8 protein-coding genes and 1 pseudogene are annotated in these 17476 nt (G+C 49.6%); 8 read left to right on the forward strand and 1 reads right to left on the reverse strand.

Annotated features, from left to right (window positions below; all coding sequences use genetic code 11):
* Nucleotides 1-14: 14 nt before the first annotated feature.
* Nucleotides 15-1049 (reverse strand): prolipoprotein diacylglyceryl transferase, encoded by a 1035-nt coding sequence (locus BMX95_RS11220; RefSeq protein WP_081204546.1) that lies wholly within the window; start codon nt 1047-1049, stop codon nt 15-17.
* Between the two features lie 405 nt (nt 1050-1454).
* On the opposite strand from BMX95_RS11220, the gene BMX95_RS11225 reads away from it, so the two are divergent.
* The 8 genes and pseudogenes from BMX95_RS11225 (at nt 1455) to BMX95_RS35470 (ending at nt 17476) form a co-directional block, all read left to right on the forward strand.
* Entirely contained in the window at nt 1455-3206 is a 1752-nt protein-coding gene (locus BMX95_RS11225; protein WP_081204547.1) for a RagB/SusD family nutrient uptake outer membrane protein, read from the forward strand.
* 13 nt (nt 3207-3219) lie between these two features.
* Nucleotides 3220-3639, forward strand: coding sequence for a DUF5004 domain-containing protein (locus BMX95_RS11230; RefSeq protein ID WP_081204548.1), 420 nt, complete (start codon nt 3220-3222; stop codon nt 3637-3639).
* Nucleotides 3639-4643 carry a DUF4961 domain-containing protein gene (locus BMX95_RS11235; RefSeq protein WP_081204549.1) on the forward strand — a complete coding sequence of 335 codons (1005 nt, stop codon included), beginning with the start codon at nt 3639-3641 and terminating at the stop codon, nt 4641-4643. The genes BMX95_RS11230 and BMX95_RS11235 overlap by 1 nt, the downstream gene beginning before the upstream one ends.
* 27 nt (nt 4644-4670) lie before the next feature.
* Nucleotides 4671-4940 (forward strand): annotated as a pseudogene (locus tag BMX95_RS35825) (carboxypeptidase-like regulatory domain-containing protein); the annotation flags it as partial.
* A gap of 192 nt (nt 4941-5132) precedes the next feature.
* The gene (locus BMX95_RS11240) at nt 5133-7868 is read left to right on the forward strand and encodes a SusC/RagA family TonB-linked outer membrane protein (protein ID WP_394335011.1); all 2736 of its coding nucleotides are present in this window, start codon (nt 5133-5135) and stop codon (nt 7866-7868) included.
* 5 nt (nt 7869-7873) lie between these two features.
* Nucleotides 7874-9622, forward strand: a complete 1749-nt coding sequence (locus BMX95_RS11245) for a RagB/SusD family nutrient uptake outer membrane protein (RefSeq protein ID WP_081204551.1) — start codon at nt 7874-7876, stop codon at nt 9620-9622.
* Between the two features lie 34 nt (nt 9623-9656).
* Nucleotides 9657-12743 (forward strand): SusC/RagA family TonB-linked outer membrane protein, encoded by a 3087-nt coding sequence (locus BMX95_RS11250; RefSeq protein WP_081204552.1) that lies wholly within the window; start codon nt 9657-9659, stop codon nt 12741-12743.
* A 149-nt stretch (nt 12744-12892) separates the two neighbouring features.
* Nucleotides 12893-17476, forward strand: a complete 4584-nt coding sequence (locus BMX95_RS35470) for a GH92 family glycosyl hydrolase (RefSeq protein WP_081204553.1) — start codon at nt 12893-12895, stop codon at nt 17474-17476.

The following is a 17476-nucleotide window of genomic DNA, read 5'->3' on the forward strand; positions in this document are numbered from 1 at the left end:
ATGGTAAAATAATACTACTGGATGGAAGCGGTTTTACGGGTAGAAACAACCAACACGATCAAACCGGTCAGGATCCAACCCAGTGCGAGAAACTGGGCCTGGCTTAGCTTCCAAATGCCCAACTGATAGCGGGGATTAATGCGGATGAATTCAATGCAGAAACGTTCGGCACCGTTAAGGATGGCAAAATAAGCAAAAAGAATTCCTGGTTTTTTTATGGTGCGGCGCAGGCGCCAGAGGAGTAAAAACAGGCAAAAGCAGATAATAGCCTCATACAAAGGGGTAGGGTAAACGGGTGTTTGCAGTATGGTGCAATTGCTGCCGGTGCACCCCGGGATATAAATACCCTGGTGTATACTGTTATGTGGATAGCGGCTGGCCCACAGCCATTCGGGTAACCAGGCGGGGCCCGGTTGTACATTCTTAATACCCCAGTCGCCATCACCGGCTACATGACAACCCATTCTGCCAATAGCATAGGCCAGCATCATACCGGGGCTGCCAATGTCCACAGCTATGGCGGGGCGGATGCCATACCGTTTATTGATGTATAAATAAGTAAGCGTGCCGGCGATCAATCCGCCATAGTAATTCAATCCATTGAAGGAAAAGAAAGAGGCATCACTGGATAAGGCCTCCACTTTGGCAAAAACAACTGCGCCGGCAAAACCAAACAACCCGCAATACAACAGCAGGTAATCCATCAATTGGTAAGGGTGCATGGGTTCGGTTGCGGGGTTAGCTGGTTGTCGTCTTGCTATGAACCATACAATTAGTCCGGTCACTACACCAGCCCACCCATTACCACGGCTGGAGAAGATAAAATCCTGCGGGGTTCCGATATACATATGGCGATGCAGCCACCAGTAAACGAGTTTAGCGCCTGTCACAAACCCCAATAAGGCCCAAACAAGCGGATGCACGGTTAGGGCCGGCCCAATGAAAGGACGGATAAGGCCAACCGCTTCCTTTCGCCGGTATTCCAGCCAAAAGGCAACGTAAGCAGCTGCAAAAGCCAGCAACAGAAATAATCCAAAGGGAGCAATCATTGTACTATTATAACATAACTTATTTTAACGCAGGCAGAAAAGTATATAAAAAAGCTTCCTAAAACGGTTTTTCTTTCTACATTTAATCAGGCAATCACGATTTGCCACGAATAAAAAGCCAAAATCAACAAGGCGCAACCGCCTGAATTCTTAACGCTAATTGCTTGTGTATGATATTAAAACCGTTATTACACCACTCCCGGGCACTACTCCCGAATTACTGCCATCACCATGCTGGTACCCGTTGTTCCGGATTGAATGCACCACACCATTTTTTACCACCATTTACCCAATTAACACCTTTGGTTGACCATTTTCTACCGGGCTGACCAACATTTTTTTAGCCATTTGAGGCTTAAATATCTGTACAATTTTACCATAAGTGGATCTAAACTCTGCTAAAAAATGAAAAAACCTGCCATAGCAGTATTGACGATTGCTGCATTGTTGGCCCTGACGACTGCCTGTAAGAAAACGAGTTTTCTTGACCAGACCGTAACCTCGAGCCTGGATGAGAACAGCACTTTCAGCGATAGTTCGAACGCCATGCAGTTCCTGAATAATATTTATGTAGATATCGGGTTTGCCAGTGACCCACGCCGGTTCACCAATAGCGCCGGTACGTATTGGGGCGGGCTGGAAGCGGCCTGTGATGAAGCCGAGGGGCCCAATGCGGCCAGTACCAATGGCTTTATTCAATTTGCCACCGGTTCGGTAAACCCCACCGTTGTACCCGATGATGCCTGGAAAAAATGTTATACCGACATCCGCGCGGTTAACCAGTTCCTGAAACACCTGCCTGTTATTCCATTCAACAAAGCGTTGAAAACACAGGTATCGGCCGAAGCCCGTTTTCTGCGCGCCTGGTATTATAGCATCCTGATGCAGCATTACGGCGGCGTGCCGTTGATTGGGGATACCATTTATACGTCGGCCAATAACATCGAAGTACAACGCAATACCTATAAGGAATGTGTAAACTATGTATTGTCGGAATTGGATATGGCAGCAGCAGTGCTGCCCACTACCTGGACGGGTGCACAATACGGCCGGGCCAGCAGAGGGGCCTGTATGGCAGTAAAAGCCAGGGTGTTATTATTTGCTGCGAGTCCCTTATTTAATAAAGGCGGAATGGCCGCCGGGGATGCTAACCTCGCGGGTATTGTTGCTTATCCGGATGCTGATCCCAATCGCTGGCAGCTGGCAGCAGATGCCGCCAGAGCAGTAATTGCGCTCAATGCATACCAGCTGTTTGTAGATTCTACCTCAAAACCCGGTGAATTGGGGTATGGCTTTCAGGAGCTGTTTACCAAACGTTACAATACCGAATACATCCTGCCCCGGATGATGGGGGACAATAAATACCTGGAGTCCTTATGGGATGTGCCTTCGCGTGGCGGATCCGGTGGTTCTTTCCCTTACCAGGAAATGGTAGATGCCTTCCCCATGAGCAATGGGCTGGAGATTACCGATCCGGCATCGGGGTATGATCCGCAAAATCCGTATCAGAACCGGGATCCCCGTTTTGGTTATTCTATCATGCACGATTCCACGATGCGGGTAACTTTTGGTACCAACCAGCCTTCGCCGCTTCAGTTATATATCAATACGGCAGGAACGTCAGCCGTGGCATCCAGCGGCGATGCGGTGTACAAAGGCACGCCAACAGGGCTCTACATTTATAAGATGGTAGACCCCAATGTGATCAACAACAGCGTGGGTAACACGGCAAGGGTATTACCGGTTATCCGGTATGCAGAGGTGGTGTTGAATTTCGCGGAAGCTACCAATGAAGCCGTGGGGCCTACTGCGGAAGTGTACCAGTCAATAGAAGCCATCAGACAGCGGGCAGGTTTGCGGCCCTGGCAATTGCCTGCGGGCCTCAGCCAGGAGCAGATGCGCACGGTGATCCGGAAGGAAAGAAGACTGGAACTGGCCTTTGAAGGGTTTCGTTTTTGGGATGTACGCCGCTGGCTGATCGCCGACCAAACGGAAAATCAAACTATGCATGGCATGGAAGTAAGCCGCGGACAGGGTGTTGTGTACAAGCCTTTCGTTGTTCGAAAACACAATTTCACCAACGCGATGTACCTGTGGCCGATTCCGCTGCCGGAAATTGCCAAATCGCCCGAACTGTTACAGAATCCATTATACTAACTGCGATAGCTATATGAAGAAAATCTTATTACCCATATTATGCTCCCTGGCCTTATTTGCCTGTAAGCCGGAGCTGATGATTGCGCCATCAGAACCTGTTAAGAACTTGTCGGGCAACTGGCAGATCATCAAGGCCACGCGCAATGGAACGGACCTTACCACCCGGTTCGACTTCTCACAATTCAGGATCCATTTTACCGACAGCAGCTATACCATCGACAGCCTGGTGCCTTTTATCGTGAGCCGCAATGGGAAATGGGCGTTCGACGATCCCACGTATCCCTTTAAGCTCAGCTTTCAGGCTACCGACAGCAGCGCAAAAACTTCGCCGCTTCAGTATCCGGTTACCGAGGGGCAGCGGAACCTGATCATTACGTTCAGTCCCGGCTGCAGTTTGAACACCTATCAATACACCCTTCAAAAAGCGAACTAATGCATAACCAGCCTGTACAACATAACCCATCGGGTAAACGCAAACTATCAGCCGGTGTGATCTGGAAAATCATTGGCGGTCTGCTGTTGCTGATCATTGCGGCCTGTGGCATCACCATCGATAATGTGGCCATCCCTGCCAGTGTCAATGGGGGCAGTGTACTGCCCATTACCCTTAATGTAACCATTAAAATCGACCAGGGACAAACCTCCAACTTTATGGTAGCGGTGCTGGTGCCAAAAGTGTGGAAGACGGCACAAAACGCTGCCATTACTTTTACCAGCGACATCACCTCCGGCGACCAGGCCATGACGGTGATCCCGGCCGGCACCCCGGCACCACAGGGTGGTGGTATGGATTGGCCCACACTGCTGGCCACTAAAGTAGGGAACGGTGGCAACCTGCTGCCCGATTATGAATGGGTGGCGTTCTATTCCAACGCCAGTTATCCGGTATCTGACAATTCAACCGTACACGCCACCGTGAGTATAAAGATCAAAACAAGTCCCGATAACCTGCTGTTCAAACTGGGCTATTGTGTGGCCAACAGTACAGATGGGTTAAGCAGTTCTGACCGCTATGCTACGGCCTACTCCGGTTGTTTTCAGGTAAATGGTACCGGTGATCTGATCGATTTTTGTAATCCCCAGATCTCCACGGTTGACCCACGCACTTCGCTCGACAATGACATCATCACGCTCTCTTTCGACGGCGGTGTGCAATCAACGAAGCTGGATAATGCCTCGCAGGTTTACCTATGTATTTCGGGTATTACAGAATCGGGCGACAGCCTGTCTGTTTGTACGCAAACCGATGCCACCAAAATGACGACGCTGGGTTTGAATAAATGGCAGAAAGACATCTGGCCCCGAAAACTGTTTAATCTTTCCGCCAGCCAGCACCTCACCGGCCTCCGGTATTGGTTTACCGATGCCAGCGGAAACAACAAGGTGGGGTATGCCGGTGGAACCGCGCCATTCCTGTATACGTTCAAATGTCAATAATAACTCTGCACATTTTAACTGCTTAATATGGTTCACTCCAGTATATATAAAAACATTGTAAAAACCGGCAGCGTGCTGTTCATAGCGCTGTTGTGTATCGCCTGGCCGCACAGCTGCCTGGCGCAAACCGCCGTTAATGGAACGGTGGTGGATGATTTCGGCTACCCGGTACAGGGTGCCATGGTGCACCTGAAAGGGGAGAAGATCGCTCAGGTCACCAATAAGGATGGCGTATTTGAAATAATTGCGACGCCTGGCGCCGTGTTGGTGTTTGAATACCCGGGTTATAATACCATTGAAGTAAAAGCGGGTAATAGACGGCCTTTGTTTGTTCGATTGCCGGCCCGATACCTGGAACAAAAAAACGGCCCGGCCATTAAAACAGTGGCTGCCGGTGATACGATCTATATTGCCAATAAACCGGCGCCTGCTTTGAATGTGTTGTATGGCCAAACCAATGCGAGTTCTTTTTTGGGATCCATTGCAACCGTGGGCTCTAATGAGTTGGGCAATACACCCGCTTCATCGTATACCTACGCCTTACCCGGCCGGCTGGCCGGGTTGAATGTAAACCAGACCAGTGGCTTTTATACACCCTTAACGGGAAGCCTTACCAGCAAGGATATTTTTATTGGGAACATTCCAAACAATACCAGCGGTGCGGGGCCTACTGATAATACCGAGTTCAATATTCAGTTAAGGGGGCACAATGCCAGTGCGGGCCAATCGCCCATTGTAGTGGTCGATGGCGTACAGCGCGAATTTTATTCGCTCGATCCGGAAAATATAGCGTCTGTAAGTGTATTGAAAGATGCCTTGTCAACCATTTTACTGGGGCAGAACAGTGCCCGCGGCGCATTGATAGTAACCACCAAACAACCGGTTACCGGTGCACCACGCGTGGCGTTTACGGCAGAGACCGGTGTGCAGAAACCGGTTCAATTGCCCAAACCATTACCCGCTTATCAGTATGCCTATTTGTTGAACGAGGCGTTGTTGAATGACAACAAAACACCGGCCTATACCGCGGCTGACTTTGCCGCGTACCGCGATCAAAGCGATCCGGTTGGTCATCCTGATGTGAACTGGTACAATACCATTTTGCGCGATCAGGCAAGTTTGAACCGGTATAACCTGAGTGTTACCGGTGGCGGCGCTACAGCCCGCTATGTAATAGGGTTGAACTATATGAATCAGAACGGACTGTTTGTTGAATCTGATTCCAACTCCTATAATACCAATGCGCAGTTGAAACGGTATATGATCAATTCCCGCATTGATATAGACGTAAATAAGAATTTCAATGTAGGGGTACAATTGTTCGGGCGTTTACAGGATGGCACACAACCCGGAGCTACTACTGCTACCATTTTACAGGGATTGTTAACCACGCCCAATAATGCGTATCCCGTGTATAATCCCAACGGATCGTTTGGCGGTTCTGCCAACTATACCCAGAACCTGCTGGCACAAACCATTTCATCGGGTTATATGGCCGATCACCTGCGCGATGTAATGGTTAACCTGGACCTTAACTACAAACTGGATAACTGGGTAAAAGGCTGGTGGGCGAAAGCAAAAGGAAATGTATCGGTACAGGAAGCCAGCAACCAGGACCGCAGCAAACAGGCGCCGGTGTTTTCGCAATCTATTTCAAATGCAGGCGATACGGCTTATCACCGCTATGGCAGTACGATTAACCAGGTAAATAATTTCACCAACACTTCCTGGGCCCGGTATCGCTTTGTGCAGTTGTCAACCGGGTATAACCGGCAGTTTGGCGATCACAACATTGCCGCTATGCTGTTGTTCGATCAAAAGAATGTGTTATTGAATTACGATATCCCTTCGGCGTTGACCAATTTTGCGGGCAAGGCCGCTTATAATTATGCCGATAAATACTTTGTAGAAGGTGCGTTGAACTACAGCGGATACAATCGCTATGCACCCGGTAACCAGTACGGGCTTTTTTATGCCGGTGGAGCAGGGTGGAACATGGCGAAGGAAAGCTGGATGCGGGCGACCTCCAACTGGCTCAATCAACTGAAATGGCGTGTTACGTATGGCCGTACCGGTAATGCCAATGTAGACAACTATGGTTATTTTATCTGGCGGCAGTTTTATACGCAGGTAGCCGGTACTTACCCCATTGGCAGCAATTATCCCAATGGGGCCGGTTTGGGTGAACAGGGTGTACCCGGCAGCCAGGTGCTCGCGAATGTGAGTGCCACCTGGGAAAAAGCCGATAAACTGAATGCCGGTGTTGATATGGCTTTCTTTAATAACCGGCTGTTGCTGACTGCCGATTATTACCACGAACGCTATTTTGATGTGATGCAAACGCGTGGACGCAACATTGCGTTGATCGGTTCTACCTACCCCGTGGAAAATATCGGGATCGATCTGTACGAAGGCGGCGAATTATCACTTACCTACCAGGACCGCATCGGCAGCCTCAACTACTTTGTAACCGGCAATGCTGCCATACAACAATCGAAAGTGATCTTTATGGATGAACAATACCAGGCCTACCCCTGGAATGTTCATACCGGCCACCCCGTGGGGCAACGGTATGGACTTATTGCCGATGGATTGTTGCAAACAGGAGCAGATGCGGCAGCAGCGGCTACGATTGCAGGTTATACGCCACATGCCGGTGATATAAAATACAAAGACCTCAACAATGATCATGTGATCGATCAGTTTGATGTGGCGCCCATTGGAAAGGAACGGCCGTTGATCTATTATGGCGTTACGGCTGGTTTCGACTACAAGGGCATAGAAGCCAGCATCTTACTGCAGGGGGTAGCGAACCGGGAAAATTATGTGGGCAGCAATGCCCTCGATGCTGGTTTTCAGGGGCAGAACAACGGCTATTCGCAAGCCTATATCCAGTCACTGGGCCGCTGGATTCCCGAAACAGCCACCACCGCTCTATATCCCCGGTTGACCGCAGGTGGCAATGGCTACAATTATGCACCGCTGTTTCAATCAAGCTCGTATTTTCTCCGAAATGGGAATTATCTCCGCGTAAAGAATGTGGCAATAGGTTATAATCTTCCTTATGCGTGGATAAGAAAACTAAGGCTGCGGGGCATAAAGGTCTTTGCCAATGCGCAAAACCTGTTTACCCATTCGGCTTATAAAGGGGTAGATCCTGAAGTGCCGTTCCCTGCTTATCCCTTACAAAAAGTAATCAATACCGGTATCACTGTAAAACTGTAAACAACATGAAGCAACTACTTTATATAATTATTGTACTGTTTTTGGTTGGCTCTCTGTTCAGTGCTTGCCGTAAAACATATGAAAGCGTTCCGCTGGGGCAGCAAATAACGCCTGACCTTGCTTTTGATCCCCGCGATTCGCTGGGTAAACAGGCTATGACCTACCTGCTTACCACTTATCAGCAGGCATTTTATAATGGCCACAACAGAATTGGTGGTAATTACCTCGATGCAGCTTCCGATGATGCAGTGGCTTCCGCCTCCGGCATTCCTGCGGTGCAGGGAATAGCAACCGGTGCTTATTCTGCAACACTCACCAATGCCGATGATATGTGGTCGCGTAACTATACCGCTATTCGTAATGCCACTGTTTTTATCGTAAACATTAACCGCGTGCCGATGATCGAAAAGCTGCCCAATGGCCAGCCGGCCCGAGCCGCCTATCGCAGCGAAGCCCGCTTTTTAAGGGCCTGGTTGTATTTCCAACTGGTAAAGCGGTATGGGGGTGTTCCATTGTTGGGTGATTCCATTCGCCAGATAACAGATAACGTGCAACTGCCACGTGCTTCTTTTGGTGATTGTATCAATTATATCGTCAGCGAATGCGATAATATAAAAGACAGTCTGCGTACAGCCGCCATGGTTACGGCCAATACCTATGGGCGTATCACCCGGGGCGCTGCCATGGCTTTGAAGGCAGAGGCGTTGTTGTACGCTGCAAGCCCGTTGTTTAACGGGGGCAATATCGAGGGCGGCAATGAACTCACCGGCTATACCGGTTATGATCTCAACCGCTGGAAGCTGGCTGCCGATGCGGCCAAAGCCATTATCGATGAGGGCGCTTACAAACTGATGCCCAACTTTAACGATGTGTTCATTACCCAGGCAGCACCAGTGGGCAACAATACCGAGATCATTTGCTGGATGCAGGTTGGTACACCGGATAACAAGGTAGAATCATCGAATGCGCCGGTGGGGTATACATCGGCCGGTGGGAATGGGGCTACCAGTCCAACCCAGAACCTGGTTGATGCTTTTGGTTCCGATTCCGGATATGCCATCACGGATCCTGCCGCGCATTATAATGTGAATGATCCGTACGCTCACCGTGATCCCCGGTTGAATTTAACTGTATTTCACAATGGCTCGTTATGGCTGAACAGACAGGTGCAAACATATAATGGCGGGCTCGACAAACCAGGCGGTACTGTACAGCAAACAAAAACTTCGTACTACCTGCGCAAGTTTATGGGCGCCTTTGAAAGTGTGAATAACACCCCCCCTTCTTATTCGGGTATGTACCACGACTGGGTATATTACCGCTATGCCGGTGTGTTGCTGAATTATGCAGAAGCGCTCAACGAGTTCTCCGGTCCGTCTACGGAAGTATACAATGTGTTGTATGCATTGCGAAAAAGAGCAGGCATATTGACCGATGCCGGCAATACCTATGGAGTACCACAGGGAATGAGCCAGGAAGATATGCGCACCTTTCTTCGCAATGAACGGCGGGTAGAGCTGGCATTTGAAGAACAACGCTACTGGGACATTCGCCGTTGGAAAATAGCAGGGCCGGTATATAACAATGCCCCCCTGCGCGGATTAGACCTGCAATTATCCAGCAGCGGACAATTGTTTTACAATCCCATCCCGGTGCTTACAACTGTTTTCCGTGATCCGCAGATGTACCTGTATCCTGTTCCCTATAGTGAAGTGATCAGGAACAGCCAGATGCAACAAAACCCGCTTTGGTAACAACAAACCAATACTAACAACCTAATTTAATTATATGAACAAGCTTGTCGTTCTATTTTCAATAGCTGTTCTTTTTCTTCCCGGTCTTGCTGTGGCGCAGGATAAAGTGGTAACCGGTACAGTGAAAGATGCCAACGGTCCATTGGCGGGCGCAACCGTTGCCGAAAAGCAGGAGTCGCGCAATGCAGTGGCAGCCGATAGCCGCGGCCATTTCAGGATCATCTTACGCGGTAATTCCGGCGTGCTGGTTTTTTCTTACCTCAATTACCAGCAACAGGAGGTGAACGTTAAAAAGGACCACGAGATAGAAGTAATAATGCAACAATCGGTACAGGGGATGGAAGAGATGGTGGTCGTTGGCTTTGGTAAAAAGAAACGTATTACGAATACGGGCGCCGTTAGTTCCATCAATGCGGCAGAGATCCGCGACGTACCTACTTCCAGTGTACAGAATGCGCTGGCGGGTAAACTGCCTGGTTTTTTTACCCAGCAACGTTCGGGTCAGCCGGGTAAAGACGCCTCCGATTATTTTATCCGCGGCGTTAGCTCCCTGAACCCCGATGGCAACCAGCCGTTGATTGTGGTTGATGATATTCAATATACCTACCAGCAACTGGCACAGATAAATGTAAATGAGATCGAAAGCATTTCTATTTTAAAAGATGCCAGCACCACGGCCATCTATGGTATTAAAGGTGCCAATGGCGTATTGGTAGTGACTACGCGCCGTGGTGCAGCAGGCAAACCAAAATTCAATGTACGGATGGAAGGCGGCGCGCAGGCGCCGGTAAGAACACCTAAGTTCCTCGATTCGTACCATACGGCCGAACTGGTGAACGAAGCCTATACCAATGATGGCCTTACCCCGGTCTTCAGTCAGGCCGATCTGGATGCTTTTAAAACAGGCAATGATCCTTATGGCCATCCCGATGTGAACTGGTATAAAGCCATCAACCGGCCTTATTCATTACAGGGAAACAGCAATCTCGATATCTCTGGCGGTACCAGCCATGTAAAGTATTTTATTTCCGGCGGCGCCTTTTCGCAAAGCGGAAGCATCAGGAATTTCTCCACCAATACCGATGGCGTAAACAGCAACTACTTTTACAAACGGTATAATGTCCGTTCGAACCTCGATATACAGGCTACCAAAAACCTGACCGTGCGGCTGGATGCTACCGTACGTTTTGGCGATATCAACCAGCCATATGCGATGGATGTGATCAGCAATATTTACGACTTCTCCAAAATACATCCTTACTCAGCGCCTTTTATCAATCCCGACGGCAGCTGGGCTTATGCGTATGATACGGAAAAGCAGTTGCCTACCATCAACGCGCAACTGGCATCGCAGGGATATAAACGCGATCGCCGTACCGATTACAATGTTTTGTTAGGTTTTACAGAAAAGCTCGATGATATTACGCCTGGCCTGTCGCTCACCGGCCGCCTGGCTTATGCAAGTGTGGAACAAAACAACCTGACCCTGTTCAGGACATTTCCGCCAAGCTATCATTACGATCCGAGAGATAACAGCTATCACCTGAATACCGGCGTAAGTACCGGTGGTTATACCTATGGTACTTACAGAACATTGGGCAATACCGACATCGACAACCAGCGTACCAACGTACAGGTTTACCTGAATTATGATCGCGTATTTGCTGCCGATCACCATTTCTCGGGACTGTTGTTATGGAACCAGGAAAGTTACCGGGTAGATGTAGATAATACCGGCTTTTTCCCGGTTGTTGGCCAGGTACCGCATAAGTACCGCGGTTATTCATTAAAAGTAGGGTACGACTACAAACAAAAATACCTGATCGATTTTAACGGCGCGTTCAATGGATCAGACCGTTTTCAGGCCAGCAAACGAAATGGGTTCTTCCCCGCAGTGGGTGTAGGCTGGAACATGGCCAAAGAAGAATTTTTCGACAAACTGTTACCGGCTTTCAGCCTGTTCAAGTTACGCGCCACTTATGGCATAGTGGGTTCCGATGTGGCGCCGGGCAATCAATATCTCTACAACCAGGTGTACAACCAGGGCGGTGGCTACAGCTTTGGACAAAACAACCAGGGCGCGGGTACTATTTATGAAGGCGCATTGGGTACGAAAAATGTTACCTGGGAAAAAGCAAAGAAGTTTGATGCCGGTTTAGACGTGAACCTGTTCAATGATAAAATATCATTGTCGGCCGATTATTTTCATGAGTACCGCTATGACCAGCTGGTAACACCGGGTAATATACAATTGATTGCGGGTATAGGCGTTTCACCCACCAACGTGGGTATTACGGTGAACAGGGGCTGGGAGGAAACATTCAACTACCACGACAAAATAGGAAACGTGCAATACAGCGTAGGACTGGTATGGTCATACGCAAAGAACAAGATCCTGTATATGGCGGAAGCTTCGCCGCGGTTTCCCTGGCTGGCAAAAACAGGTCATTCCATTAACCAGCCGCAGGGTTATTTATTCAATGGATTTTACAGCGAAGATGACATAGCCGATCCCAAGGCTGCCAAACCCGTTGGCTCGGGAACTTTACAGGCGGGTGACCTGAAATACAAAGACCTGAATGGCGATGGCATTATTGATCAGAACGATATCACCAATATTGGCAAGCCTAACCTTCCTAATACAACCATTGGTTTACCGATAAAGATCGGGTACAAGGGTTTTGATGCCAGCGTGCTTTTCCAGGGCGCCTTTGGCTATAGCCTGGGGCTCACCGGTACCGCCATCGAACCATTCAAAGGACAGTTTCAGCCGTTGCATGAGGACCGGTGGACACCCGCCACGGCAGCTACTGCGCGGTTCCCGCGGTTGACTACCAATCCAACTACCATCAATAGCCCGGGAGCATATAACTCCGATTTCTGGGTGATCAATGCGCATTATATCCGCCTTAAAACAGTGGAGCTGAGTTATATTTTACCACGCCGGTGGCTGCCCTTAAAAATGAATAATGGCCGCCTGTACCTCAGCGCCTATAACCTTGCTACGTGGAGCAATGTAAGCAAGAAATACCAGGCCGACCCCGAGGTGGCCAGCAATACCGCGGGTGATGCCTACCTGGCACAACGCGTAATAAACATTGGATTACAGCTGGGATTTTAGCTGTAAGCCATAAGCTGTAAGCGGTAAGCAAAGGCAGGCAGCATGCTTTACAAAGGCAACCTGGCCGCGATGGCTTAAAGCTTACGGCTTGAAGCTTATAGCCTGGCCTTATTCGAAGGACAAAAATTTAATCTTTCGGTTAATATTATATGAACAAAAAGAGACAATATTTAATGGCGTCCCTGTTGTTAACTACCTTATCAGGCGCTGGGCAGTTATTAAGACAACCCGTGTCGTATGTGAATCCTTTTATTGGCGCCAGCACCAGTATCGATAAAGCAGGTGCCAGCCATGGGTTAGGAAAAACTTTCCCCGGCGCTACCACGCCGTATGGCATGGTGCAGGTGAGCCCGAATACAATAACGGGCGGCGACAATGGTTCAGGGTATAGCTATGAACATACTTCCATTGAAGGGTTCGCTTTTACGCAATTAAGTGGTATAGGCTGGTATGGCGACCTCGGTAATTTTTTAGTGATGCCGGCTACCGGGCCATTAAAAACATCGGCCGGCCGGCCTGATCATGAAGCAGAAGGGTACCGGTCGGCTTTTACCAAGCAATCGGAAGCTGCCAGTCCCGGTTACTACAAAGTAGTATTGTCGAAGTACAAAGTAAAAGCGGAGATGACGGCTACACCGCACAGTGGGATGTTGCGTTTTACCTTTCCCGCCAATGACCGTTCACGCATCCAGATCGATCTGGCGCGCAGGGTAGGGGGCACTTCAACGGAACAATATGTGCGGGTGGTTGATGAGCATACCATCGAGGGCTGGATGAAATGCACCCCCGATGGCGGTGGCTGGGGCAATGGCGAAGGCCATGCAGACTATACCGTTTACTTCTATGCTCAATTCAGCAAACCGTTAAAACAATACGGCGTTTGGAGTGCTGCTATTCCCGATGACTGGACACGCAAAAGAGAAGATATCGAAAGCCAGCGGTACCAGCAACAGATTGCCGCTGCGGCCACCAATGGCATCACCAAACAACCGCGGGAACAAAAAGGAAAACACCTCGGTTTCTTTACCGAATTCGCTACCAAAGAAAATGAACAGGTACTGATGAAGGCCGGTATTTCCTTTACCGATGTGGCGCATGCGAAAATGAACCTGGAACAGGAGATCACCGGCTGGGACTTTGATAAAGTACATGCCAATGCCCGCACGCAATGGAACCAGGCGCTGGAAAAAATAAAAATAGAAGGGGGTACCGAAGAAGAAAGGGCGGTCTTTTATACGGCCTTATACCATACCATGATCGATCCCCGCATTGTATCGGATGTGGATGGCGCCTTTACCGGTGGTGATGGAAAGATACATACCGGTGCTGCCGCTCAAACCCGCCGTACTGTCTTCAGCGGTTGGGATGTGTTCCGCAGCCAGATGCCTTTACAAACTATTATCAATCCGTCGCTGGTGAATGACCTGCTGCGTTCATTGACCGACCTGGCCGATGAAACCGGCCGGCATTATTTTGAACGCTGGGAATTACTGAATGCCTATTCAGGTTGTATGATCGGCAACCCGGCCGTATCAGTGCTGGCCGATGCCTATGCAAAAGGCATCAGGAATTACGATATGGCGAAAGCGTATGCCTATGCCCGAAATAGCTGTGAACGATTTGGGAATGGTGATAAGGGCTGGACCTTCAGCACCGAGCCGGAAGACAACCGTCGTAATTCTTATGGCAATTCCCCATTTCCTATTTCCAATACATTGGAGAATGCCTATTCGGAATGGTGTTTGTCGCGCCTGGCAGCAGCACTGGGAAAGAAGGATGACGAAAGTAAATATGCGCAACGGGCGCAGAGTTATAAGAACGTGTTTGATGTATCGAAGAACTGGTTCCGGCCACGTAAGGCAGATGGCAGTTGGGAAGACTGGCCAGCTGAAGGCCGCCTGAAACAATTCTATGGCACCGTAGAAAGCAATCCCTATCAACAGGGCTGGTTTGTGCCGCACGATGTACCGGGGATGGTACAACTGATGGGTGGCCGCGACAGCGTGATCGCCGACCTGCTGCATTTCTTTAACAATGCCCCCGCAGACCTTTTATGGAACGATTACTACAATCATGCGAATGAACCGGTGCATCATGTGCCGTTTCTTTTTAATCGCCTCAGCGCACCCTGGCTAACGCAGGAGTGGAGCCGCAAGATCTGCGCCCGCGCTTATCATAACAAAGTAGAGGGGCTCGTGGGTAATGAAGATGTGGGGCAAATGTCGGCCTGGTATGTGCTCGCGGCATCGGGCATTCATCCCGTATGTCCCGGTGAAACACGGTATGAGATCACCAGTCCGGTGTTCGCTAAAATTGAAATGCAGTTAGACCCGCAATATGCAACAGGCAAAACCTTTACGGTGATAGCCAAAAATAACAGCACAAAGAATGTATACATCCAGCGTGCCTGGCTGAATGGAAAACCCTATAATAATTGTTTTCTCGATCATGCCGATATAGCTGCAGGCGGGGTGCTGGAACTGGAGATGGGGCCGGCGCCTAACAAACATTGGGGCGTTGAAACAACTGACGACCTGGTGAAATATGCGAACACCCTGCAGGGCACGGCCTCAGATTTTGGTTGCAGTTACGGCAATACGTATCCTACTACTGCGCTTCCGTTTAGCATGAATGCCTGGAGCCCGCAAACAGGGAAGAATGGCGATGGCTGGAAATACCAATACAGCGCTACTACCATCCGTGGGTTTGGTCAAACCCATCAATGCAGCCCCTGGGTGAATGACTATGCCGTGTTTACCCTGATGCCGGTTGCCGGTACGCTGGTAGTGGATGAGAACAAAAGGGCGGCAGCCTTTCATCATGAAAAGGAGACCGGCCGGCCGGATTATTATAAAGTAACATTCGACAATGGAATAACTACTGAAATCACTCCGGTGGAACGCGGTGCGGCCATGCGATTTTCATATCCGCAAACGGCCGAAGGTTACCTGGTGCTGGATGGCTATACGCAGCTAAGCGGCGTGAACATCGATGCCGGTCATCGCCGTATAAGCGGCTGGGTGAACAATGCCCGTTGGACGCCCGCCCAATTCCGCAATTATTTTGTGCTGGAATTTGATCAGCCCTTTGTGCGTTACGGTACCTGGGAGAATGAAAAAAATACCATCCTTACCGACAGTACCCACAGAGAAGGCAAAGGCGCCGGCGCCTGGTTGCAATTCCCAAAAGGCGCTGTAGTGCAGGTAAAGATCGCTTCTTCCTATATCAGTCCCGAACAGGCAGTCATCACCCTGCAGCGGGAGCTGGGGAAGTATGCAGGTGTCGATGATACCCGCCAGGCAGCGCAACAGGTCTGGAACAAATTGTTCCACCGCGTGCTGGTAGAAGGGGGAACAGAAGAACAGAAAGCTACATTCTATTCCTGTCTGTTCAGGGCCAACCTTTTTTCGCACCAGTTCTTCGAATATAACGAACAGGGACAACCTGTTTATTATAGTCCTTACGACGGCGCCATTCACAATGGCTATATGTATACCGATAATGGTTTCTGGGACACCTTTCGTTCCCAGTTCCCGCTCAATACCATTTTGCACCCAACCATGGAAGGGCAGTATATGCAAGCCCTGCTGGCAGCACAGCAACAATGTGGCTGGCTGCCCGCCTGGTCATTTCCTTCCGAAACAGGCGGTATGCTGGGTAACCATGCCATTTCGCTGTTAACGGATGCCTGGGTAAAAGGTATTCGCCCCTTTAGTGCCGACTCGGCCTTAAAGGCTTATTATCACGAAGCTACCAACAAAGGTCCCTGGGGTGGCGCCAATGGGCGCCAGGGCTGGAAGGATTATTTCCAGCTGGGTTATGTAACCTATCCCGAATCGCAGGGGTCTACAGCGCAAACGCTGGAATATGCCTATGACGACTTTTGCGCCTGGCAGTTGGCATCTAAAACGGGCAACCGCTTTTATACCAACGTGTTTGCCCGCCAGATGTACAATTACCGGAATGTATTTGACCCAGCTACCAACTTTATGCGTGGCCGGCAAATGAACGGTCAATGGGCGCCGCAGTTCGATCCGCTCGACTGGGGCGGGCCATATACGGAAGGGAATGCCTGGCATTATACCTGGTCGGTCTTTCACGATGTGCAGGGACTGATCAACCTGATGGGGGGTGAACAAAAATTCACTGCCAAACTTGACTCAGTTTTCTCTCTGCCTAATACCATAAAGCCCGGAACTTATGGCGGTATTATTCATGAAATGAAAGAAATGCAGCTGGCCAACATGGGACAATATGCCCACGGTAACCAGCCCATTCAACATATGATCTACCTGTACAATTATGCCCGGCAGCCCTGGAAGGCACAGGCGCATGTAAGGGCGGTGATGGACCAGTTGTACAATGCTACAGAAAAAGGATTCCCGGGCGATGAAGACCAGGGCGGCATGTCATCGTGGTATGTACTGAGCGCGCTGGGTATTTATGCCGTATGCCCCGGTACCGACCAGTATGTGATCGGCAGCCCGCTGTTTCCCAAAGTGACCCTCACCCTGGAAAATGGAAAGCAATTTATCATAGAGGCGAAAAACAACAACGCCGGCAACGTGTATATTGCCAATGCCACCCTGAACGGAAAGGCATACACGCATAACTGGATCACGCATGCCGACATCGTCAACGGCGGTGTTTTACATTTTGATATGAGCAATAAACCCGCCACCGGCCGGGGTATTTTGAACGCAGATAAACCGTTTTCTTTAACAACCAAATAG

It is taken from the genome of Niastella yeongjuensis, from assembly GCF_900110245.1.
GTDB lineage: Bacteria > Bacteroidota > Bacteroidia > Chitinophagales > Chitinophagaceae > Niastella > Niastella yeongjuensis.